This is a genomic window from Microcystis sp. Msp_OC_L_20101000_S702 (assembly GCF_007095705.1).
GTDB classification, from domain to species: Bacteria; Cyanobacteriota; Cyanobacteriia; order Cyanobacteriales; family Microcystaceae; genus Microcystis; species Microcystis ichthyoblabe_A.
Genome location: NZ_SFBO01000176.1, coordinates 1 through 20,315, shown reverse-complemented (window position 1 = coordinate 20,315; position 20,315 = coordinate 1). Strand labels below are relative to the sequence as shown.

20 protein-coding genes and 2 pseudogenes are annotated in these 20,315 nt (G+C 42.9%); 11 read left to right on the top strand and 11 right to left on the bottom strand.

Features of this window, described 5'->3' with window-relative positions; all coding sequences use genetic code 11:
* Positions 1–113: 113 nt before the first annotated feature.
* On the bottom strand, positions 114–1,283 hold the full coding sequence (gene sat / locus EWV60_RS18575; protein ID WP_287233944.1) for a sulfate adenylyltransferase: 1,170 nt from the start codon (positions 1,281–1,283) through the stop codon (positions 114–116).
* Between the two features lie 131 nt (positions 1,284–1,414).
* Between sat and EWV60_RS18570 the strand changes: the two genes are divergently transcribed.
* A complete protein-coding gene (locus EWV60_RS18570) occupies positions 1,415–2,119 on the top strand; it encodes an SDR family oxidoreductase (protein WP_287233943.1) in 705 nt (234 codons plus the stop codon).
* Positions 2,120–2,245: 126 nt separating this feature from the next.
* Entirely contained in the window at positions 2,246–3,331 is a 1,086-nt protein-coding gene (hppD, locus tag EWV60_RS18565; RefSeq protein ID WP_024970264.1) for a 4-hydroxyphenylpyruvate dioxygenase, read from the top strand.
* 143 nt (positions 3,332–3,474) lie between these two features.
* Here hppD and EWV60_RS18560 read toward each other — a convergent pair whose 3' ends face one another.
* Both EWV60_RS18560 and EWV60_RS18555 read right to left on the bottom strand, forming a co-directional pair.
* Positions 3,475–4,035, bottom strand: coding sequence for a retropepsin-like aspartic protease family protein (locus tag EWV60_RS18560; RefSeq protein WP_287233942.1), 561 nt, complete (start codon positions 4,033–4,035; stop codon positions 3,475–3,477).
* A gap of 83 nt (positions 4,036–4,118) precedes the next feature.
* The gene (locus EWV60_RS18555; RefSeq protein WP_271936721.1) at positions 4,119–4,460 is read right to left on the bottom strand and encodes a histidine triad nucleotide-binding protein; all 342 of its coding nucleotides are present in this window, start codon (positions 4,458–4,460) and stop codon (positions 4,119–4,121) included.
* 181 nt (positions 4,461–4,641) lie between these two features.
* On the opposite strand from EWV60_RS18555, the gene EWV60_RS18550 reads away from it, so the two are divergent.
* Entirely contained in the window at positions 4,642–6,168 is a 1,527-nt protein-coding gene (locus EWV60_RS18550) for a YifB family Mg chelatase-like AAA ATPase (RefSeq protein WP_016516108.1), read from the top strand.
* A gap of 168 nt (positions 6,169–6,336) precedes the next feature.
* Here EWV60_RS18550 and EWV60_RS18545 read toward each other — a convergent pair whose 3' ends face one another.
* Positions 6,337–7,638 carry a hypothetical protein gene (locus EWV60_RS18545; RefSeq protein WP_287233938.1) on the bottom strand — a complete coding sequence of 434 codons (1,302 nt, stop codon included), beginning with the start codon at positions 7,636–7,638 and terminating at the stop codon, positions 6,337–6,339.
* A 198-nt stretch (positions 7,639–7,836) separates the two neighbouring features.
* Here EWV60_RS18545 and EWV60_RS18540 point away from each other — a divergent pair, with 198 nt between their 5' ends.
* Positions 7,837–8,265, top strand: coding sequence for a Tery_1686 family protein (locus EWV60_RS18540; RefSeq protein WP_045362028.1), 429 nt, complete (start codon positions 7,837–7,839; stop codon positions 8,263–8,265).
* 21 nt (positions 8,266–8,286) lie between these two features.
* On the opposite strand, the gene EWV60_RS18535 is transcribed toward EWV60_RS18540, so the two are convergent.
* From EWV60_RS18535 to EWV60_RS18525, 3 genes are all read right to left on the bottom strand, one after another.
* On the bottom strand, positions 8,287–8,871 hold the full coding sequence (locus EWV60_RS18535; protein WP_287233935.1) for a pseudouridine synthase: 585 nt from the start codon (positions 8,869–8,871) through the stop codon (positions 8,287–8,289).
* A gap of 201 nt (positions 8,872–9,072) precedes the next feature.
* Positions 9,073–9,861: an ABC transporter permease gene (locus tag EWV60_RS18530; protein WP_287233933.1), complete on the bottom strand. Its 789-nt coding sequence runs from the start codon at positions 9,859–9,861 to the stop codon at positions 9,073–9,075.
* A gap of 325 nt (positions 9,862–10,186) precedes the next feature.
* The gene (locus EWV60_RS18525; RefSeq protein ID WP_287233932.1) at positions 10,187–11,494 is read right to left on the bottom strand and encodes a hemolysin family protein; all 1,308 of its coding nucleotides are present in this window, start codon (positions 11,492–11,494) and stop codon (positions 10,187–10,189) included.
* Positions 11,495–11,762: 268 nt separating this feature from the next.
* Between EWV60_RS18525 and EWV60_RS18520 the strand changes: the two genes are divergently transcribed.
* The 3 genes from EWV60_RS18520 (at position 11,763) to EWV60_RS18510 (ending at position 15,104) form a co-directional block, all read left to right on the top strand.
* Complete coding sequence (locus tag EWV60_RS18520) at positions 11,763–13,247, top strand: polysaccharide deacetylase family protein (RefSeq protein ID WP_287233930.1); 1,485 nt, start codon at positions 11,763–11,765, stop codon at positions 13,245–13,247.
* Between the two features lie 221 nt (positions 13,248–13,468).
* Positions 13,469–13,936 carry a cobalamin biosynthesis protein gene (locus EWV60_RS18515; RefSeq protein WP_287233946.1) on the top strand — a complete coding sequence of 156 codons (468 nt, stop codon included), beginning with the start codon at positions 13,469–13,471 and terminating at the stop codon, positions 13,934–13,936.
* Positions 13,929–15,104, top strand: coding sequence for a lipid-A-disaccharide synthase-related protein (locus tag EWV60_RS18510; RefSeq protein WP_287233928.1), 1,176 nt, complete (start codon positions 13,929–13,931; stop codon positions 15,102–15,104). The genes EWV60_RS18515 and EWV60_RS18510 overlap by 8 nt, the downstream gene beginning before the upstream one ends.
* A 219-nt stretch (positions 15,105–15,323) precedes the next feature.
* Here the strand turns inward: EWV60_RS18510 and EWV60_RS18505 are convergent.
* Positions 15,324–16,172 (bottom strand): annotated as a pseudogene (locus tag EWV60_RS18505) (alpha/beta fold hydrolase).
* A 58-nt stretch (positions 16,173–16,230) separates the two neighbouring features.
* Between EWV60_RS18505 and EWV60_RS18500 the strand changes: the two are divergent.
* Positions 16,231–17,124, top strand: a complete 894-nt coding sequence (locus tag EWV60_RS18500) for an alpha/beta fold hydrolase (protein WP_287233927.1) — start codon at positions 16,231–16,233, stop codon at positions 17,122–17,124.
* A gap of 16 nt (positions 17,125–17,140) precedes the next feature.
* On the opposite strand, the gene aroH is transcribed toward EWV60_RS18500, so the two are convergent.
* Together aroH and sppA are read right to left on the bottom strand one after the other, a co-directional pair.
* A complete protein-coding gene (aroH, locus tag EWV60_RS18495; protein WP_287233945.1) occupies positions 17,141–17,542 on the bottom strand; it encodes a chorismate mutase in 402 nt (133 codons plus the stop codon).
* Positions 17,543–17,610: 68 nt separating this feature from the next.
* Complete coding sequence (gene sppA / locus EWV60_RS18490) at positions 17,611–18,432, bottom strand: signal peptide peptidase SppA (protein ID WP_002793030.1); 822 nt, start codon at positions 18,430–18,432, stop codon at positions 17,611–17,613.
* A gap of 166 nt (positions 18,433–18,598) precedes the next feature.
* On the opposite strand from sppA, the gene EWV60_RS18485 reads away from it, so the two are divergent.
* Genes EWV60_RS18485 through EWV60_RS18475 form a run of 3 tightly spaced genes read left to right on the top strand, consistent with a single transcriptional unit; the run spans position 18,599 to position 20,201 of the window.
* Positions 18,599–18,871 (top strand): DUF4160 domain-containing protein, encoded by a 273-nt coding sequence (locus tag EWV60_RS18485; protein ID WP_223210775.1) that lies wholly within the window; start codon positions 18,599–18,601, stop codon positions 18,869–18,871.
* Positions 18,872–18,873: 2 nt separating this feature from the next.
* Entirely contained in the window at positions 18,874–19,836 is a 963-nt protein-coding gene (locus tag EWV60_RS18480) for a hypothetical protein (protein ID WP_287233925.1), read from the top strand.
* Positions 19,836–20,201: a hypothetical protein gene (locus EWV60_RS18475; RefSeq protein ID WP_287233923.1), complete on the top strand. Its 366-nt coding sequence runs from the start codon at positions 19,836–19,838 to the stop codon at positions 20,199–20,201. The genes EWV60_RS18480 and EWV60_RS18475 overlap by 1 nt, the downstream gene beginning before the upstream one ends.
* A 4-nt stretch (positions 20,202–20,205) precedes the next feature.
* Here EWV60_RS18475 and EWV60_RS18470 read toward each other — a convergent pair.
* Positions 20,206–20,315, bottom strand: a pseudogene (locus tag EWV60_RS18470) (IS630-like element ISMae24 family transposase); the annotation flags it as partial.

Below are 20,315 nucleotides of genomic sequence, written 5' to 3'. Positions count from 1 at the left end.
GACTCTGTGTAAGACAGTACATGGTTTTTTAACTGTGGTATGCGACGGTGGTGGAAGCAGAAACTTAAATCGTGAGGTTTAGGAATCGCCGCACTTTTAGGGCGGCGAGGATGTCAAGATCCTTGCATGGCGCGGATTAATTCGGCAGCCACTTCTGGACGGGAGAATTCCGGAGGTGGTAATTCTCCTTTACGCAGCAGTTCCCGGACTTTCGTTCCCGAAAGATGTATTCTTTCTTCCGGTAAACTGGGGCTAGTTTTGGTGGTTGCCATTCCCGAAGTGCGGATACAGTAGAAAGCGTGTTCAAACTTCATTGGCACGATTCCCAATTCCCCCGGCTCGAACTCATCAAAGATATACTGAGCATCGTAGGTTCCGTAGTAGTCCCCGACTCCGGCATGGTCACGACCGACGATAAAATGGGTACAACCGTAGTTTTTACGGATAATAGCGTGGAAAATTGCTTCCCGGGGGCCGGCATAACGCATAGCTGAGGGGTTGATAGCTAGAATAACGCGATCTTGGGGAAAGTATTTATCCATCATGATCTCATAGCAACGCATCCGCACATCGGCTGGCACATCATCGCTTTTGGTAGCGCCGACAAGAGGATGCAAGAATAAACCATCTACCACTTCTAGGGCGCATTTTTGAATGTATTCGTGGGCCCGGTGGATAGGATTACGGGTTTGGAAACCGACAATCGTTTTCCAAGCTTTTTCGTGGAACATCTTGCGCGATTGCAGAGGATCGATCTGATATTTGGGAAACTGAGGATGAGGATCGCGCTGAAGTAACCATATTGGACCTGCGAGGTTAATTTCTCCCTGTTCATAGAGGACTTTTACCCCGGGGTGTTTCTGGTCGTCGGTACGATAGACGTTAACTGCTTCGTGGGCCTTATTGTAACGGTATTTTTGGGTTAGTTCCAGGACTCCGACAAAGTTACCTTCGCTGTCATCTAAACGAATCCAGTTGCCTTCTTTGAGGGGATCCGCCACTTCTTCGCTAACGGAAAGAGTCACGGGAATTGCCCAGGGTAAACCATTGATTAGACGCATATCATCGACGACTTTTTCGTAGTCGTCCTGTTCCATAAAGCCTTTGAGGGGACTGAAACCACCAATAGCAATCATAACTAAATCCGAGAGCGCTCGTTCATCTAAGGAAATTCGCGGTAGTTTTTCAGCTAGGGCTAGAAATTCTGCTTTTTCGGCAGCGGTAGCAATACGATTAATTAATTGCCCACCGTGGGGCGCGATTCCTTCAGTCAGTACAGTCATAAAAATTTCTTTACATTGTCACGGTTTATCCTATCAGAAGTTGGCTAACCCTTAATCAAGGGGTTGAGTCCGGCGATGATTTTCCAGTCGGAACAGTTTACAATAAGATTTGTAAAGAATTATCAATAATTATGAGCGAAAAAGTTGTCCTGATTGTCGGTGCTACGGGGGGTATCGGTGCCACTTTAGCGCGTAAACTAGCTGTTAATGGTCATAAACTCGTATTAGTGGCCAGAAATGCCGATAATTTATCTAATTTAGCCAGTGAGTTGCCTTGTCCCTCTTTAATTGTGCCGACGGATATCACCAATCCGACTCAGGTAGAAACTTTGATGGAAAAAATTGTCTCCCATTACGGCCGGTTGGATGTGTTGGTTAATACGGCCGGAGCCGGTGTGATGAAACAATATAATAAAATCACGCCGGAAGATTTAGATAAAATGCTCGACCTCAATCTGAAGGGGAGTTTTTATACCTGTCAGGCTGCGGCTAATGTGATGAAGGAAAATAAGGCTGGTCATATCTGTAATGTGGTGGGAATTTTGGGTAAGCATTCTATGGCTATGGCTGCCGCTTATTGTGCTTCTAAGTACGGGGTGGTCGGTTTTAGTAAATGTTTGGCCGATGAGTTAAAACGCTATGGTATTAAAATGACTTTATTCTATTTTGGTGGTGTCGATACTCCTTTTTGGGATCAGGTGAGCTTAAAAGTTGATCGCAATAAAATGTTAACCGCTCAAACTGCCGCCGATGCTATCTATTTTGCCATGAATGCTGAACCCCAAGCTGTCCCCATGGAAATTAATATTCAACCCGATAGTCATCTCTTTTTTTAGTCATCAGCTTTTTCAGTTATCAGTTATCAGTTATCAGTTATCAGTGAATAGCATTAAGTGGCAAGTTCGGAGTTTTATTTTCACTGTTTACTGCTCACTGAAAAAACCCTTTTTTTGACTTTATCTATGTTTGTTGATCATATTCATTTTTATGTAGAATCGGCCAAAAAATGGCGAGATTGGTTTGTGCGGGTGATGGATTTTCAGGCGATTGCAAGTTTAGTTAATCTCCACACGCACACGGAAATAGTTGGCAATGGCATCCAAAAAGATAAAACTAAACAGATTATTTTTATCTTATCTTCTCCCTTAAATTCCCTTAGTCCCGTGGCGGAATTTTTAGGTAAATATCCTGAAGGGGTGGCGGATGTAGCTTTTCAAGTGGAGGATTTAGACGCTTTAGCTAGGAGAATTAAACAGGATATTTTGATCAAGGAAACTGTTTTGCCTAGGGGTAAGATAAAAAGCTGTCAAATCTCTAGCATTGCTAATCTCAAACATACGTTAATTGAAAGACAGGGAATCACGCCAATTTTAGCCGATCCTAATCTGATTGAGTATGATAGCAAGGAACAATATAATCAGGATATTCTGGCAATTGATCATTTAGTTTTAAATGTTTTTCAGGGAAATTTAGAGTTAACAGCCAATTGGTATGAGGAAAATTTAGGCTTTAAAAAAAGGCAAACTTTTACTATTAAAACGGAGCGTTCTGGTCTTTATTCCCAGGTACTTGTTCACCCAGAAACTGAATTAAAATTACCAATTAATGAACCAGATAGTAACAGTTCTCAAATTCAAGAATTTTTAGATATTAATCAAAAATCTGGCATTCAACACATTGCTTTAAAAACAGAAAATATTTTAAGATTAACTCAAAAATTAAAAGAAAGGAAAGTAGAATTTCTATCAGTTCCCAACAGTTATTATCAACAAATTGACTATCAAAAAAAAGATTTTAATATTGCTGATTGGGAATGGTTAGAAATTAAAAAACAGGAAATTCTCATTGATTTTGAAGAAAATAGTTATTCCCTATTAGAAAAGCCGACTTTACTGCAAATTTTCACTAAACCAATTTTTTCCCAGCCGACTTTCTTTTTTGAATTAATCGAGCGCCGTCATGCCGCTAGAGGTTTTGGAGAAGGCAACTTCCAGGCCCTATTTGAAGCGATCGAACGGGAGCAAATACAGCGAGGAACTTTAGATTAAAGTCAGGAAAGCGAGCATTTTTCCCCCCCCTTATCAAGGGGGGCAGGGGGGATCCCCCCGCCTATCGGCACCCCCCTTATCAAGGGGGGCAGGGGGGATCGAACCTAAAATCCATTTTTAATTTAATTATAACCAGCTACTTATCAACGATAACGTAATTCAATCACATCTTTTTTGATCGTGACATCATAGGAACCAAAAAAGGTTTGTCCCAAGAGTCCTAACCCTTTCATTTGGGGAGAAATATTAACAATCTGATTATATAAAGTCATCTCGCCAGCTTTAACAAAATTAATGCGACCAAGATAACCAGTAACGACACCGCCGGCGGTATTATTGATTACTTTCCTTTCCCGTTTGACTTTCATCGCTTTCGCCATGGCATCGGTGAGGACGATGCCACTAGCACCTGTATCAAAAAGCATTTCATAGGAGTGACGGTGATTAAAAACTACCATCACCGTGGGAATGCCTTTAACCCGGCGTTGAATCGGTAGCTGATAAACTTGCGGGGAATTTTTCCTATTTCTAGATGAACCGCCACAGAGACGGCTAAGATCTATGTGTTGTCCATCTGCTCTTTGGAGAAAGCATAGTAGAAAACATTCTGGTAGAAAGCATTGCGATTGAGCGAGAGTCGTGGGGGTGAAGGGAAATAAGAGCAGGGTGCTGGACAAAGCGATCGCAGAAAGAGACCTATTCATGGGTTTAACATCGAGAAGACCGACTCAGGAAAAAAACGCTTCTAGCTCTATAATTCCCCAAAAATGCGGGAAAATAAGAGGGTTTAACCCGGAGGCCAGTCCATTGGGCGATCGCCTAAGAGATGGACATGAAGATGATCGACGGTTTGACCTCCATGTTCCCCATTATTGATCACCACGCGATAACCTTGACTTAATTTAGCTTCGGCGGCCACCTTTTTAACAGTTAGTAACAAATGTCCCAATAAATTGCGATCGCTTTCGCTGGCTTCCTCTAGTTTCGGAATCGGTTTTTTGGGGATAATGAGGATATGGGTGGGTGCTTGGGGATTAACATCTCGAAAAGCGAGAACCAGATCATCTTCATAGACGATCGAGGCGGGAATTTCTTTCCGGATAATTTTGCTAAAAATAGTCTCGCTCATAGACAAATTGCTTTTTTTTTCAACTATACCATTAAGCTCTCAGCTTTTCTGGCTAGTTTATACCGAGAAATAGGCTGATTTTCAGGGTAAATTCCCAGATAAAATCATTTTTATGCGGAAAACTAGCCTAACATCCTGTTTCATTTTCCTAAGAACTCACTTTATTTTTACTTGAGCCAAAATGTTAGCAAGGGTTTGGAGTGCGGCAATTATCGGCATCGATGCCATTAAAATCGGGGTAGAGGTGGATGTATCGGGAGGATTACCCGGAATTGCCGTGGTGGGGTTACCCGATACCGCCGTGCAGGAGTCGAAAGAAAGGGTAAAAGCTTCCCTAAAAAATGCCGGATTTGCCTTTCCCATCCGCAAAATTGTCATCAATTTAAGTCCTGCCGATATCCGCAAAGAGGGTCCAATTTATGATTTACCGATTAGTATCGGCATTTTAGGGGCTTCCGAACAGGTAGAAGCCGATTTATTGGGGGATTTTCTCTTTTTAGGTGAATTATCCCTCGATGGTAGTTTGCGTCCCGTGGCGGGGGTTTTACCCATTGCTGCCGCTGCCGAAAAAATGGGGATTAAGGGTTTAGTGGTTCCCGCCGATAATGCCAAAGAAGCGGCCGTGGTCAAAGGCGTACAAGTGTATGGGTTTCGTCATCTATCGGAAGTGGTAAATTTCTTAAATGAACCCGATCGCCATTCACCGATGACTTTTAACGCTGCCGAGGAGTTCGGGCGATCGCGGGTAAATCTCCCCGATCTCAAGGATGTCAAAGGCCAAGCAATTGGCCGGCGGGCCCTGGAAATTGCCGCAGCTGGAGGTCATAACCTAATTTTTGTCGGGCCACCGGGTAGCGGTAAAACCATGTTAGCGCGACGTTTACCCGGAATTCTGCCCCAGCTTACCTTTGCCGAATCCCTAGAAGTCTCCCAGATTCATTCCGTCGCTGGATTACTGAAAGATCGAGGTTCCCTGGTGCGCGAGCGTCCTTTTCGCAGTCCCCATCACTCCGCTTCCGGAGCGGCGCTGGTGGGAGGTGGCACTTATCCCCGACCGGGGGAAATCTCCCTTTCCCACCGTGGTATTTTATTTTTGGACGAATTAACGGAATTTAAGCGCAGTGTCTTGGAATATCTCCGACAACCCCTAGAGGATGGTTATGTGAGCATTTCTCGCACTCGTCTTTCCGTCGCTTTTCCGGCCCGTTTTACCTTGGTGGCCAGTACCAATCCCTGTCCCTGTGGTTATTACGGCGATTCGGTGCAACCCTGCAGCTGTTCCCCGCGACAACGGGAACAATATTGGGCGAAATTATCGGGGCCGCTTTTAGACCGTATTGACCTACAAGTGACGGTAAATCGCCTGAAACCGGAAGAAATGACCCAAGAGAGTCGGGGAGAAGCTTCTGAGCAAGTGCGGCAACGGGTACAAAGGGCCCGGCAAAAGGCCAGCGATCGCTTTCAGAATACGGGGATTCGCTCTAATGCGGAGATGAATTCCGAGCATTTGCGGCGTTTTTGCGCTCTTGATCAGAGCAGTCGCCATATTTTAGAAGGGGCAATCCGAAAATTGGGTTTATCGGCCCGAGCAATGGATCGCATTCTCAAAGTTGCCCGCACCATTGCCGATTTAGGAGATAGTGAAATGCTGAAAAGTTCCCACGTTGCCGAAGCAATTCAGTATCGCACTCTCGATCGTTTAAGTTGAGTAGGGAGGCACAATTATTTGTAGGATGGGTTAGCGGTAGCGTAACCCATGCGGGCGTTGGGTTTCATGCTTCAACCCAACCTACGTTCTGAAAAAGTTTGTTGGTGGGGTTAGGAGTCGGTCGGGGAAGTCAGAATAACAGAATGACTTCCCACACCGCAAAAGCGATTAATCGGGGGATTCTAAGCGTTTTTGCCATTCTCGATCGATTTTATCGGAGCGCTCGATCTCTTGTTCGAGATAGTCTTGATCCGTAGAATAACTAATATCAGCATCTGTAATCACTTTTTGGTCAGCAAATTGACGAGAGTAGGCCAGTTTTTGCTCTAATTCAGGATTATTTTGTGCTAATAGGTCTGCTCTTTTTTCTCGCTGTTGATTGCGTTGATTAACCCGCTCATTTCTCCACTGTAAAAAGAAATAACGACCGAGGGGAATCCCCAAAAAAGCACCGGCATAACTGAGGAGAAAACCGTAGATTCCTGTGACTATTGACCCCAGAGAACCGCTCAAATCCACACTATCACTGTTGAGCAAAGATCCTAAAACTAAAGCGAGGATAAAGTTAACCACCCCTAAACCTAAAGCTAGGATAATTTGACCGCTATCTGCTTCGCTAAACTTCCAGCGTTTTTCCTTTAGATAGGGGGAAACTGTTTGTAGTTTTCTCTCTTTGGTTGTCACCTGTAGATCAGGAAAATAATAGATAATATCGCCTCGATCAGACACTTGCGGCAATCCATTAAAGCGAGTTAAAACTGGTAGTATATAATCTTCTGTCTCCTCATGACTGGGGGTAATACTATCGAGATAGGGGGCAATTTGTGGAGCGATAATCGAGCCACGATTATTTTGAATTACTTTACCGATAATTTGCCAGCGTCTCTCCTCTAAATTAAAATTAGGATCGCCATCGCCAAAAAGAAAAGAAAAAACTGCCTCGAGAAAATTCATCTTACTAGGGGGTTTGTCTGCCTTAACTTCCCGATCTCTTCTTTCGTAGTAGTTATTACCAAAATCGGGATAAAAAATCCAGAAAAAGTCCGTGGGAAAGAAGTTAATATTAATGTTATTATTTCCCGAATTGTTATCCGAGTCACTATCTTTGAACATTAAGCCGATCAGGATCGCTAGGATAGCCAGCAAGAGGATTAAAATCGAAATAATTAAAACAATGCCGAAGGAAATGCGAATAACATAAAAAACTACTTTCCAGATTTTACTCCCGAAAGCTTTTAACTGCAATTGCCAATATTTATTCAGAAGAATCGACCGAAAATTTTCGGGGAAAAGATAGATAATCTCCCCCGTATCTGCTACCTGTAAATGTCCCCCCGCTTCCGCAGCTAAAGCTAATAATCCCTGTTGTGCAGCGTTAATCTCTAAACCTGATTTTGCCGCCACATCACCCACCGTAACCCGATAGCCTAATTTTTCGATCGATTGTAATAGAGACTCTTGGGGATTCATAGAAAATACTGTTCCTCTCGATTATCCTATTTTCTAGTGTAGTTTTGATTTTGTCTTTTTGGCAGCGGCTATCTGGATTGACAGGTGCGGCATTTTGGACTCGATCGAGAAAATATCGTTATAATTGTCCCAATAGTCGCAAAAAGCAGGGCTAAACTGTATAAATAGTTACTTTATAAGCAATTATCAGAGGTGAGCATGAATGCGTCGGAACAGGCAAAAGGATTAGAATTAACGGCGAAGATCGCCACACTCGTCAACCTGTTTAAACAACAATTCCCCGATGCAAAGGCAGATCTGAAACCTTGGCGCAATGATCCCCACACAAGGGAGTTAACGGATCCCGACTCGATCGATATCGCTTTCCATTTTCCCGGTTGGAGTCCCAGAATTCAAGGGCGCAGTATTCTGGTACAAATTCGTTTTCATCTCGATAGCGAGGATCAGCATCAGCGTTTGATTGGCTTAGAAATGCAGGCTTTTAACCATCAAGGAACCGCTTGGCGACTATCTACGGTGGAAAATTGGCAATTAGTCGGCAATTATCAACCCTCTCCTAAGGTGGCTGATAAGTTAAAATATTTCAGCCGGCAGGTGTTTGAAGTTTTTAAAAATGAGAATCTGTAGCTGATTTATCAATAATTTGATCTACAATTTTTCCAAGGCTTTTCTCTCTTTTTCAGTTACTTCTCGCCATTGACCGGGTTGTAATCCTGTTAAGCATAATTTATTGTTTTTATCAATAGTAATGGCTGTTCTAATTAATCTTAAAGTGGGATAACCAACGGCAGCCGTCATCCGTCTTACCTGACGATTTCTCCCCTCAGTTAAGGTAATTTCTAACCAAGCGGTGGGAACAGATTTTCGATAACGAATCGGTGGCTCTCTGGGGGGTAAATCTGGTTCAAAATCTAGTAAATTAACTATTGCTGGTCGAGTGCGATAATCCTGAATATGAAGACCTTGACGCAATTTTTCTAAAGCGTTTAGGTCTGGAATTCTTTCGACTTGTACCCAATAGGTGCGCGGATGAGCAAATTGACGATGACCTAAACGATGCTGTAATTGACCGTTATCTGTAAGTAATAATAATCCCTCGCTATCCCTATCTAAACGACCGACAGAATAGATATTCGGGATGGGAATATAATCTTTTAAAGTCGAGCGCCCATTTTCATCAGTAAACTGACATAATACATCGTAGGGTTTATAAAAAAGGATATATTTATTCAAGGGAAAAAGAAGTCAGGAGATAGGAGTCAGGAGTCAGGGGATAGGAGTCAGGAGTCAGGAGATAAGTAGTCGTGTAAAATAAATTTCCTAGTGAAGATAGGCAAAAGGCAAGAGGCAAAAGGCAAGAGGTAGTTAGATATGTTTAATTAATTTTGCCTGGGTACTTAACTGATAACTGATAACTGATTACTGATTACTGATTTAATCCCGTTGATGGGAGAATTGATAAGCACCGACAATCGAGAGAAGAATAGCGACGATTAATAAAATGGGGATAGCGAACCAAGGAAATTGATTAATATCGTAGGCTGCGGCTCTTAATCCTAAACTAGCATAGGTGAGGGGCAAGGCATAAACAATAATTTTTAATGCCCAGGGTAAGGTTTGGGGATCGAAAAAAGTTGCTCCTAAAAAAGACATCGGCACGATTAAAAAGTTATTATAGAGACTGGCACTTTCGAGGGATTGAACTCGCAATCCAACAATTGCCCCTAAACTGGCAAAGACGGCACAATTTAAGATTAAAACTAATAAAAAGAGGGGATTGAGAAAACTGGCAAATTTTCCTGTAAATAAGATAGCAATGAGAATCACCGATGCAGAAGTCATTACACCGCGCAAAATTCCCGCGAAAACTTTGCCTAAAAATAATGAGAGGGGATGGACGGGAAGTAATAATAATTCCTCGAAGGTTTTACTAAATAAGCGATCGCCACAGATGGAAAAGGTGGTTCCCCCGAAACTGATCGCCATTGAGGACAGGGCTACCATTCCGGGTAAAATAAATTCTAGATGAGAATCGCCGAGCGAGGGTTTCATCGAGCGATCGAGGGCGCTTCCCAACCCCAACCCGAAACCGATAATATAGATTAGGGGAGAAACTAGACCGGTGGCGGCGATCTGAAGGACTCTCGCCCGTAAATCTAGCCATTCTCCCCAAAATACGGTTAAAGTGTCTGTTAATATCGTCTGAGCTTGAGCTAGTTTCACTGGTATTTTGGTTAATTAGTAAATATACTTTTAATAATAATTAACAATTGTCCCCTTTTTCAAGAGCGAGCTTTTCGGACTAGAAAAATAATCATCCTAAATCCGTTGAGCATGATGCTACTTAGGGGTTTGTGGCAAAAGTGGCTAATGACTTGGCCGCTCAAGCTTGCAAAAATAGTCCCTTCGGGTGCATCTCATCAGCTGTTAGGTGTTATATAGCGTTTTTCCGTCTGCTGAGGTACAAAAGTTATGGGTTTTAGGCAAAAGGGAAGAAAAATAGGCGTACCTCACCAGCTTAGGAAACGCTATATAACCAGCTACTTACTTACAAATCATCCAACAAGAGCGTTACTAACACCTTATCGACGCGATTACCGTCCATATCCACCACTTCCAAACGCAACCTTTGCCATTCAAAATGATCGGCAGCCCCCGGAATCCTACCAAGATGGGTAATAATAAAACCCCCTAAAGTGTGATAATTGCCCTGTTTTTCCCCCGGTAATTCACTGATTTCAAATAATTCTTTAAAATCTTCGATCGCCACTGTGCCATCAATCAACCAAGAACCATCTTCCCGCTGCACGATCTGTGCATCTTCAATATTATCTAATTGGGGTAAATCGCCGACAATTGCCTCTAAAATATCCTGGCGCGTCACCAATCCTTGAATCACCCCGTACTCATCCACTACCAAGGCAATATGATGACCACTTTGCTGCACTAATTCTAAAACTTTTAAACCCCTAGTGCTTTCCGGCACAAAAAGCGGCTGCTGTAAATCCTTCGTTAGGTCGAAACTTTCACCGGTTAAACAATCGGCCAATAAGTCTGTGACTTCAATTACCCCCAAAACCTCATCTAAACTGCCCTGACACACAGGAAAACGGGTATGATTGCTCTCAATTAGCTTCTGGCGATTAATTTCGGCACTATCTTCCAAATCTAACCAAACAACATCCGGACGCGTGGTCATAATCTGACTTACTCGGCGATCGCTCAATCCTAACACCCTTTCCACCATATCCTGTTCTGCTTCCTCAAAGGTTCCCGCTTCGGTTCCCTGTTTAAGCATAATTTTCAATTCTTCTTCCGTAATTGGGGAATCATTATTATTACCGCTAATCCCCAACAAACCGAGAATCAGATTAGTCGATTTACTCAAAAGATGGACAACGGGCGAAACAATTTTGGATAACCTATTCAGAGGATCAGCAACGAGGATAGCGATTTTTTCTGGATTACTTAAACCTAACCGTTTCGGCACTAATTCCCCCACCACTAGGGATAGATAGGTAATAATTAACACCACTAATCCTAATCCCAAAGCTTGACTATAGGGGGCTAAAACAGGAACTTGCGCCAATAATTGCGCCACACTGACCGATAAATTAGCTCCTCCGTAGGCCCCGGCAAAGATACCCACGAGGGTAATGCCAATCTGCACCGTCGATAAAATTTGATTGGGATCATTGGCCAATTTTAAGGCCACCGCCGCCCGTCGATCATCTCTGGCTAATTGTTCCAAACGGACTTTGCGGGCCGAGACAATGGCAATTTCCGAGAGAGCAAAGACTCCATTGAGGAGGATGAGGAAGAAGATAACAAGAATTTCGGTAGTCGCCGAGAACATGGTTAAAGGTTACAGGTAAAAGGGCGGATAGTTGTTTGTATCATAGTGCGAGGATCGGTTAAGTTCAGTAAAGAATCATCTTGATTTTTAACGAGTTACGAAGGCTTGTGTCTGGAGGGGGTTACTCCCAGTATAAATGGGATAGGATCAAGTCCGCACTCTTAGCTCAGTTAGCAGTGAACAGTCAGGAGTGACCTGTTGCCAGTAAAAAAAAGTTGTCCCTGGGAGAGTGGGGACAAACTCTCTCAATCTATTCGCCTGAAAAATTATGATCGCTACACCCGTATCATCGAAATCGAACCCTATCACGGAAATACGCCCCGGACTACCAACTATTTGCGGTTGGGAACAGGAAATCGCAGCGATTGTTAATCACGATGATCCGATCTTTTTACCGACAACAAATCTCAAATTAGACAATATTAAGGCTGGTTTTGCCTGTGCCTTGCATATGCACCAACCCACTATCCCGGCGGGTGTTAACGGGGAATTAATCTGCAATCTCCAGCATATGTTCGAAAATCTTGGGGATGGCGATAATCATAATGCCAGCGTTTTTGCCTGGTGTTACAGTCGCATGGGTGATTTTATCCCGGAATTGGTGGCGGAAGGCTGTAATCCCCGGATTATGCTCGATTATTCCGGCAATCTCCTCTGGGGTTTGGTGCAGATGGGACGGCAGGATATCCTCGATAAACTCAAATTAATCACCTGTAACAGTCAATATCAACCCTATGTGGAATGGTTGGGGACAATGTGGAGTCATGCGGTGGCTCCTTCCACACCGATTCCCGATCTAAAATTACAGATGCAAGCATGGCAAACCTATTTTGCCTCGATTTTTGGCCCGGATGCTCTGAAACGAGTCAAAGGGTTCTCTCCCCCGGAAATGCACCTTCCTAACCATCCCGATACCCTCTACGAGTATATTAAAGCTCTGAAAGAATGCGGCTATCGTTGGTTATTGGTACAGGAACACTCGGTGGAAAATCTCGACGGTTCGGGATTGAGTCAGGAACAAAAATATATTCCTAATCGCCTGGTGGCCTGTAATTCTCGCGGTGAAGTGATTGCGATTACTGCTTTGATTAAAACCCAGGGTTCTGACACCAAATTAGTCGCCCAAATGCAACCCTACCACGAGGCCAAATGCCGCAGTAAACAGCAAATCGGCGGCGTTTGGGTTCCTTCCTTAGGTTCCCAGATTGCCGACGGTGAAAATGGTGGCGTGATGATGAATGAATTTCCTCGCGATTTTCCCAATCCTTGGCGGGAAATGCAGGGGGGTTCCAGTGTGGCAGGATTTAACGGCACGGAATATCTGGAGTTAATCGAGGCTGCTGGCGTTAATCCCCAAGATTATCCCCCAATTCAAGCCGTACACCAGCATAAAATCTGGCAGCGAGTTAATCCGGATGCCGCTACCCCAGAAGCGGTAGAACAGGCGATCGTTGAGTTAAAACAGACCGACCACCGTTTTAGCATGGATGGGGCCTCTTGGACAAATGATCTCAGTTGGGTGCGCGGTTACGAAAATGTCCTCGAACCGATGAACCAATTAAGCGCTCAATTCCACGAGAAATATGATCCTTTAGTACAGGCGGATCCTAGCTTCACCCGACGACCGGATTATCTGGAGGCACTACTTTATAATTTGCTCGTGCAAACCAGTTGTTTCCGTTATTGGGGCCAGGGTACTTGGACCGATTATGCCCGCACTTTATACGCAAGAGGCGCGGCCTTAACCCGCTAGGATAGTAAGCTATCTAGGGCGCAGAATCTGCGCCCTATTAGCACAAGTGTATTAAACTAAATCCTGTTAAAAAGGTATCGGGGAGCGGCGAGAAACAATCCATCTTCTTTACATTAATTTACGAACGTTCTCTTAACTGTTTTTTAGCTTACCAAACAGCCCCAAGGTGATTCTCCCCGTTGGCAACCCTAATCCCGCAACAATTAGAGGCAACACCGATGATGACTGGCGCTTCCCCTGCTTTCCACCCACCCGCCGATTCTTCCGGGGTAAAAGTGCAGTGCCATGGACGAGTATTATGGCTAGGCATAGGTTGCATCCAGGGCACGGAGAAAGCGGTCATAGATAGGGCAATTAGGGATGTTTTTAAGCGTTATCACCTCTCTTTAGCCGCTATTGCTGGTATCGCCACCCTTGACATCAAAGCTGATGAACGGGGTTTAATTACCTACTGTCAGGAGAAAGGATTGCCCCTAAAAACTTTTACTGCCGAGGAGTTGAGAGATATTAATGTCCCCAATCCCTCAGCCATTGTCAACAAGCAAGGGGGAACTCCTAGCGTCGCCGAAGCCGCCGCTTTAAAAATGGGCGAGATTTTGCTAGTCAGCAAGCAAATAGAAGCAAAATCGGTGACGGTGGCAGTTTCTTTGGCGGCAAGGGAATATAGAGGATACGAAATCGATGCTTAAACAGGTTTTATTTCTTAGTAATGGTCATGGTGAGGATTTAAATGCTAGTTTAATTGTGGGAGAATTACAAAAAATTCAGCCCCAATTATCTATAGCTGCTTTGCCTTTAGTGGGAGAGGGAAAAGCTTATCAAAAATTGCCAGTACCAATTATTGCCCCCACTGCCACTATGCCATCGGGGGGAATTATTTATACCAATCCTTTTAATTGGATTAAAGATATTGGGGCGGGATTAATCGGTCTAACTATTAAACAAATTCAGGCAGCTTTTAAAGTTAGCAAGAATTGTGATTTATTGATAGCAGTGGGGGATATTGTGCCGATTGCGATCGCTGGTTTAACTGGTCGTCCTTTTGTGGCTTTTATTGTTTCTACTTCCAGTTATTACGAAGGTACAATTAAATTACCTTTACTGACAGAATTATGTTTAAGATCAGACAAGTGTTTAAGGGTTTTTACCAGAGATAAATATACAGCAACAGACCTACAAAATCGGGGTATTAAAAAAGCGATTTTTGCTGGTTATCCGATTATGGATGTCTTAACACCAACGGGTAAAGATTTAGAATTAGATAGTCAAATTCCCATGATTGCTTTATTAGCGGGGAGTCGTTTACCCGAAGCTTTGAGTAATTTAGCTTTACAGTTACAAGTCTGTGAGGAAATAGTTAAAATTAAACCGATGCAGTTTCGGGCTGCTATCATTCCTAGCATCAGAGAAACCGACTTAGAAAATTTGGCTAAACAAGAGGGATGGCATTATTTAGGAGCGGGAAAACTAGAGAAAAATGGGGCTTTATTGTGCTGTTATCGTGATGCTTTTGCCGATATTCTACACCATTGTGACGCTTGTTTAGCCATGGCGGGGACAGCAGTAGAACAAGCGGTAGGATTAGGAAAACCCGTCCTACAAATACCCGGATTTGGACCCCAATTTACCTACCCTTTTGCTGAGGCACAAATGCGCTTATTAGGGGAATCGGTGATAACTATTGGAAAGAAACCCACGGAGGTGAATTTATTTAAAAATGCTGCGGTTAAAATTGTCGATATTTTGGCAGATTCTCAGTATTTACATAGATGTTTAGAGAACGGTAAAATTAGAGTGGGAGAATCTGGAGGTAGCAGGAATATTGCCGAAGAAATTTATATGAAATTAGGGTGTTAAGTAGCTGGTTATAATTAAATTAAAAATGGATTTTAGGTTTGATCCCCCCTGCCCCCCTTGATAAGGGGGGTGCCGGTAGGCGGGGGGATCCCCCCTTGATAAGGGGGGTGCCGATTCCCCCTTGATCCCCCCTTGATAAGGGGGGAATCTGAAAGTTTTTAATACCTACCTACTTAGGGCAGCGTAATCCAGCTTAAAATGAGCTCAATTACCTTCTAATTAAACATCGTCATTTTCCCGAACAGATAAAAACTCAGCCACCGCTTGATTAAAAGTTTCAGGTTCCCCTAAAAATGCCCAATGATTACCCGGTATCTTTTTAATCTCTAGAGAAGTTAAATACTTTTTATAGGATTGAATTTGCCAAGCAGTGCGATTTAATCCCTGTTGGGGAAGGATCAATAAACTGGGAATATCTAAAGCTTTAGTTAATCCAGCAAACCCCATGACATCCTCAAAAATTTCCCCGCGTGCCGATAAAGTAAATTTACTGCTCCAACTGCCATCAGCTTTTTGTTCGATGGCATTTTTAAACACCTCTTGCTGTAAATTTGACCAACCTTTATATTATTTTAATTGACGAGCGATCGCTTCTATGCTCTGATAACTATCAAAAGAACGAGTAATCTTTAAAAAAGGCAAAACCTGATAGAGAATTGGAAAAGTTATCCTAATCCAACTAGGCATTTTATCGATAAAAAAGGGATCGACTAAAATTAAACTCTTAAATACTTCTGGCTGTTGAGTTGCCCAAATCGCCGCTATTTTAGCACTCCAAGAATGACCTAAAATATGTGCTTGCGTCCAACCTAAATGATTAATTAAAGCCCTTAAATCGCCGATATAATCCTGAAAGTGATAACCGGTTGTTGGTTTACCGCTTTCCCCATGTCCCCGCAAATCTGGGGCAATAACTTGATAATTTGAGCGTAAATAATCGCCCAAACTTGACCAAACCAGAGCATGATCCGCCATGCCGTGCAATAATAGTAGAGGCATACCTCGATCGCTCCATTGTAAATAGGAAATTGTCATCGAGTTATTGGTAAAAGTCCGGCGTTGTGGCATAAATTCTCGACTGATTTTTACTCTATAATTTAAATATCACTTAATAAAACTTCATACAATGGCACTACAATCGCCCCTCACTGCCACTAGCTTAGAGCAATTGTCTTGGACATGGCAAGGTCACACCATCCCCTACACTGTGCGGGGAGAAGGACAACCCCTAGTATTAATTCACGGTTTTGGGGCATCTATCGGTCATTGGCGCAAAAATATCCCCGTTTTAGCGGAAAATGGCTATCAAGTCTATGCCCTAGATCTCTTGGGATTTGGGGGTGCGGATAAGCCCGCTTTAGATTATAGTCTCAACCTTTGGCAGCAGCAAATACAAGACTTTTGGCGGGAAAAAATCGCAAAACCGACGGTATTTGTCGGTAATTCCATCGGGGGACTGATTGCCTTAATGCTGATGGCAGAATCTCCCGAAATCACTGCCGCAGGAGTAATTATCAACTGTGCGGGAGGATTAAACCATCGTCCCGAAGAATTAAATTTCCCCTTGCGTTTAATCATGGCTGCCTTTACCGGTTTAGTTAGTTCTCCGGTGACAGGAAAGTTTATTTTTGAACAGGTAAGACAGAAAAATCGCATCCGGAACACCTTAAAACAGGTTTATCGCGACCATACTGCGATTACCGAGGAATTAGTCGAAATTCTCTATCAACCCTCCTGTGATGCGGGTGCGTGGGGAGTGTTCGCATCGGTGTTGACAGCACCCCCTGGACCTTCTCCCCAGGAATTATTACCGCCAATCGATCGCCCTTTATTGGTACTCTGGGGAGAGGATGACCCTTGGACACCGATCGCTGGTTCGGTAATTTACCAAGAAAGAGCTAAAATGGGCAATAATACCCAATTTTATCCGATTGCCAAAGCCGGTCACTGTCCCCACGATGAACATCCCGAAAAAGTTAATCAATTAATTTTGAGTTGGCTGTCGGAAATGGGGATTTAGTCAGTTATGGAAGATTTTAGCGATTAATAGTTACTGGAGAAATCTGCCAATCGGGGCGAAGATTTTTCGCCCCCTGGAGATAGACGTGCTGCATTTCCCCTTGTAGTTTGGGAGTATTAACGTGAAGAATTACGCGAATACACTTTTCCAGACTACCAGCGACGTGCATCTGTTGCACATCGAGGAGGGGGACATTTTGCCAATGGGGACGTTCGCGAGCGATAGCAGCGGGGAAAATCGCGTCTAAATCCTGAGTTGCCGTAAAGATAATACTAACAATATCATCGGGATCGAGACTATTGTGAATTTCGATCGCTTCGAGGAGTTCTGTTACTGCTTCTCGTATAGCTTCAATAGTATTAACCGTTACCGTCGTTGCTCCCCGAATGGCTCGAACCTTCCACTGCACGATTGTTATCCTCCGATAATCCTGATGAGTCAATTTTAGGGGTTAACGCGCCCTTTTTCTCGACTTTAATCTGGTCATCAGGGTCGGTATAACCACAATAGTTGTCCGTTAACTTCTAATTCAAATTCTAGACGCTGTAGGGTTTTTTGTAATCCTGGGGGTATTTGGGAACGATTGCCCGTCAGACGACTAAGGAGGGGTTTCGGTTCTTCGATAGTCTGACATTTAGTTTTATCTGGGGGTAATCCTGCCAATTCTAGCGCCCAAAGTCGGGCATCTTCCTCGGTTCCTAAGCGATCAACGACTCCTAATTCTAACGCCTGTTGACCGGTAAAAATGCGCCCATCGGCAAAACTTTTCACCTGATTGACATCTAAATTTCTCGCTCCGGCGACGGTTTGCAGAAATTGCTGATAACTGGTATCGATCATATCCTGAAGAATTCTTTCTTCTTCATCAGTTAATTCTCGATCGAAGGAGAGAATATCTTTATAAGGGCCCGATTTAATCACTTTAAACGAAACTCCCACCTTATCTAACAATCTTTCTAGATTGTTCCCTCTCAGGATAACACCGATCGAGCCGGTAATCGTGCCGGGGTTAGCCATAATATAATTAGCCCCCATACCGATATAAACGCCGCCAGAGGCGGAAATATTGCCAAAACTAGCGATTATTTTCGTGGTTTTTTGTAACCGCTTCAATGCTTCATAAATTTCCTGGGAATCCCCCACGGTTCCCCCGGGGGAGTCAATACGGAGAAGTAGGGCGGGATATTGCCTTTCTTTGACGATTTCTAGGGCTTTTAAGACCCTTTTGCGGGTATCGGAGGCAATTGCACCTGTAATTTCTATTCGAGCGATTTGTTTGCGGGTTTTCGGTTTAAAAGGCCAGACCATCAGGTTTAAATATCTCTCAAAAAAGGACTCTCTCTAATCTAACGCTTTGATCGTTCTAGGTTAAGCAGACATTATATTTCAGAATTTAAGGACAAAATGTCTGGTTAAGTGTATAATGGCATTAAGTGACCAGAGTTGAGGTAGGCGAGGTGAAGATTTGGGCAAGGTGGAATCCTTTAATTTAGATGGCTTAGATCTGTTTTTCAATTCTCACGATCATTTGCCACCTCATTTTCATGTTCGTAAACCGGGCCAATGGGAAATTAGAGTTTTTTTCTTACTTTGTAATCAAGAAAATGGTCTAAATTTTCAGGTGAAATGGCCCGCCAATGCCAAAATATCTAGTAAGGAAAAAAAGCAAATTCTTGACCACGTTTTAGCGAATCGTTCTGCGCTCCTAATTGAATGGGAGGCAAAGGTCTGTACCCGGGAGAATTAATCATGTTAAATAAGCCAGAAATTACTGTTATAATTGAGGATAAAGAAATTTATCATTTCTTGCCAGAGTTTCAATCTGTGCAGATTCTTTCCTTACCAGATTTAAAGAATATTGATTCCTTAAAAAACATCTTTATTTGTACTTCTTTGACCAGTTTAAAGGCAGTGTCAGATATTGCCAGAAATGCTAATGATAAACATCATCTGCGAGGTCTTTTTATCCGAGCAGACATTGATTCTATCTGGTTGCCGCAACTATTTAAAAAGGCCAATTTACGCACCCTGCGAAATACCCTCGTTTATCGAGATTTTACTTTACCGACAAGGGTGATTAATGCTTGGAGTTGGGGAGCGCAAGAGCATTTAATCGCCAGAGCTTTAGTTATTGAGGAAAGTTTATTAATCAGTCGCTGTGATTTCGATGAGCTAGAAATTCCCTTTGCATCTATGCCAGCTTTACAGCGTATTCCTCTAGAAGAAAGAGAGAAGTTTATTATAGCAGAAGATGGTAGTTATATTCATTGGCGAGCCGTGGACATTCATCTTGATATAGCGGCTTTTTTGAGTGTGATTGAACCAGTAGCAAAACAAAAGTTTGCAGCGATTAAATTAAAACATGATCAGATTTTTGGTCGAGCGATTGCCTCTTTACGCAAACAGCATCAACTGCGACAATCAGATATTATAGGAGTATCCGAGCGTCAAGTGAGACGCATTGAACAGGGAGAAGGAACAAAGGTAGAAACCCTTAATTTATTTGCCCAAGCTCACAAAATGGAACTTAATGATTATCTTGATGCTGTTGCTGGGTTAATCGATAATACTTCAGTAGATTTGGATAGTTTTACTCATCCAAATATCCCAGAAATAGATGATTTATTTAAACTTATGGGTACTGAAAATCCTGTTGAAGTAATAGAGAAAAAAGTTAACTCCGAATATATCAGTAGAGAGGAGTGTAACTAATGAAAGTTTTAATTGACCAAGATTTAATCACAGAAATATTGCTTAATCGTACAGGTAATAAATCATGTGAGTCGGGTAGGAAGCTTTGGGAGGTTATTAAAAGTCCCCATCAATCTCAAGAAATAATTTTTTATATAACTAGGCCGTGCGTTCAAAGGGTTTATACCCTGAGCAGTATGAATTCATCAAAAGATGCTGATAAATTGATTAATCTTCTGGAGTCTAGATTTCATATCTGTGAAGGTTCACCTACTATTTTTCAGAATGCGCGTCAATACGATTCAGATATTGAATCAGCCATCGAAGTAGAGTGTGGTTTGGCCATACCAGTTGATGCAATTATTACTCAATCTCCCCAAAAATAAGTACCTAGGCAAAATTAATTACATACTCGCCTCCAAAATTGTCCAGCACTTTTTTAACGTAAGCGAGGAGGCTCTTTCGGTCTTTATAGGCGCTAAATTCAATCCATTCATATT

Excerpts from the sequence above, each read along its gene's own strand:
- hppD (WP_024970264.1), top strand. The coding sequence starts at position 2,246 with ATGTTTGTTGATCATATTCATTTTTATGTAGAATCGGCCAAAAAATGG.
- EWV60_RS18480 (WP_287233925.1), top strand. The coding sequence starts at position 18,874 with ATGTTAAATAAGCCAGAAATTACTGTTATAATTGAGGATAAAGAAATT.
- EWV60_RS18555 (WP_271936721.1), bottom strand. The coding sequence starts at position 4,460 with ATGAGCGAGACTATTTTTAGCAAAATTATCCGGAAAGAAATTCCCGCC.
- sppA (WP_002793030.1), bottom strand. The coding sequence starts at position 18,432 with ATGGTCTGGCCTTTTAAACCGAAAACCCGCAAACAAATCGCTCGAATA.
- EWV60_RS18475 (WP_287233923.1), top strand. The coding sequence starts at position 19,836 with ATGAAAGTTTTAATTGACCAAGATTTAATCACAGAAATATTGCTTAAT.
- EWV60_RS18500 (WP_287233927.1), top strand. The coding sequence starts at position 16,231 with ATGGCACTACAATCGCCCCTCACTGCCACTAGCTTAGAGCAATTGTCT.
- EWV60_RS18520 (WP_287233930.1), top strand. The coding sequence starts at position 11,763 with ATGATCGCTACACCCGTATCATCGAAATCGAACCCTATCACGGAAATA.
- sat (WP_287233944.1), bottom strand. The coding sequence starts at position 1,283 with ATGACTGTACTGACTGAAGGAATCGCGCCCCACGGTGGGCAATTAATT.
- EWV60_RS18570 (WP_287233943.1), top strand. The coding sequence starts at position 1,415 with ATGAGCGAAAAAGTTGTCCTGATTGTCGGTGCTACGGGGGGTATCGGT.
- EWV60_RS18540 (WP_045362028.1), top strand. The coding sequence starts at position 7,837 with ATGAATGCGTCGGAACAGGCAAAAGGATTAGAATTAACGGCGAAGATC.
- EWV60_RS18550 (WP_016516108.1), top strand. The coding sequence starts at position 4,642 with ATGTTAGCAAGGGTTTGGAGTGCGGCAATTATCGGCATCGATGCCATT.
- EWV60_RS18515 (WP_287233946.1), top strand. The coding sequence starts at position 13,469 with ATGACTGGCGCTTCCCCTGCTTTCCACCCACCCGCCGATTCTTCCGGG.
- EWV60_RS18545 (WP_287233938.1), bottom strand. The coding sequence starts at position 7,638 with ATGAATCCCCAAGAGTCTCTATTACAATCGATCGAAAAATTAGGCTAT.
- EWV60_RS18510 (WP_287233928.1), top strand. The coding sequence starts at position 13,929 with ATGCTTAAACAGGTTTTATTTCTTAGTAATGGTCATGGTGAGGATTTA.
- EWV60_RS18560 (WP_287233942.1), bottom strand. The coding sequence starts at position 4,035 with ATGAATAGGTCTCTTTCTGCGATCGCTTTGTCCAGCACCCTGCTCTTA.
- EWV60_RS18525 (WP_287233932.1), bottom strand. The coding sequence starts at position 11,494 with ATGTTCTCGGCGACTACCGAAATTCTTGTTATCTTCTTCCTCATCCTC.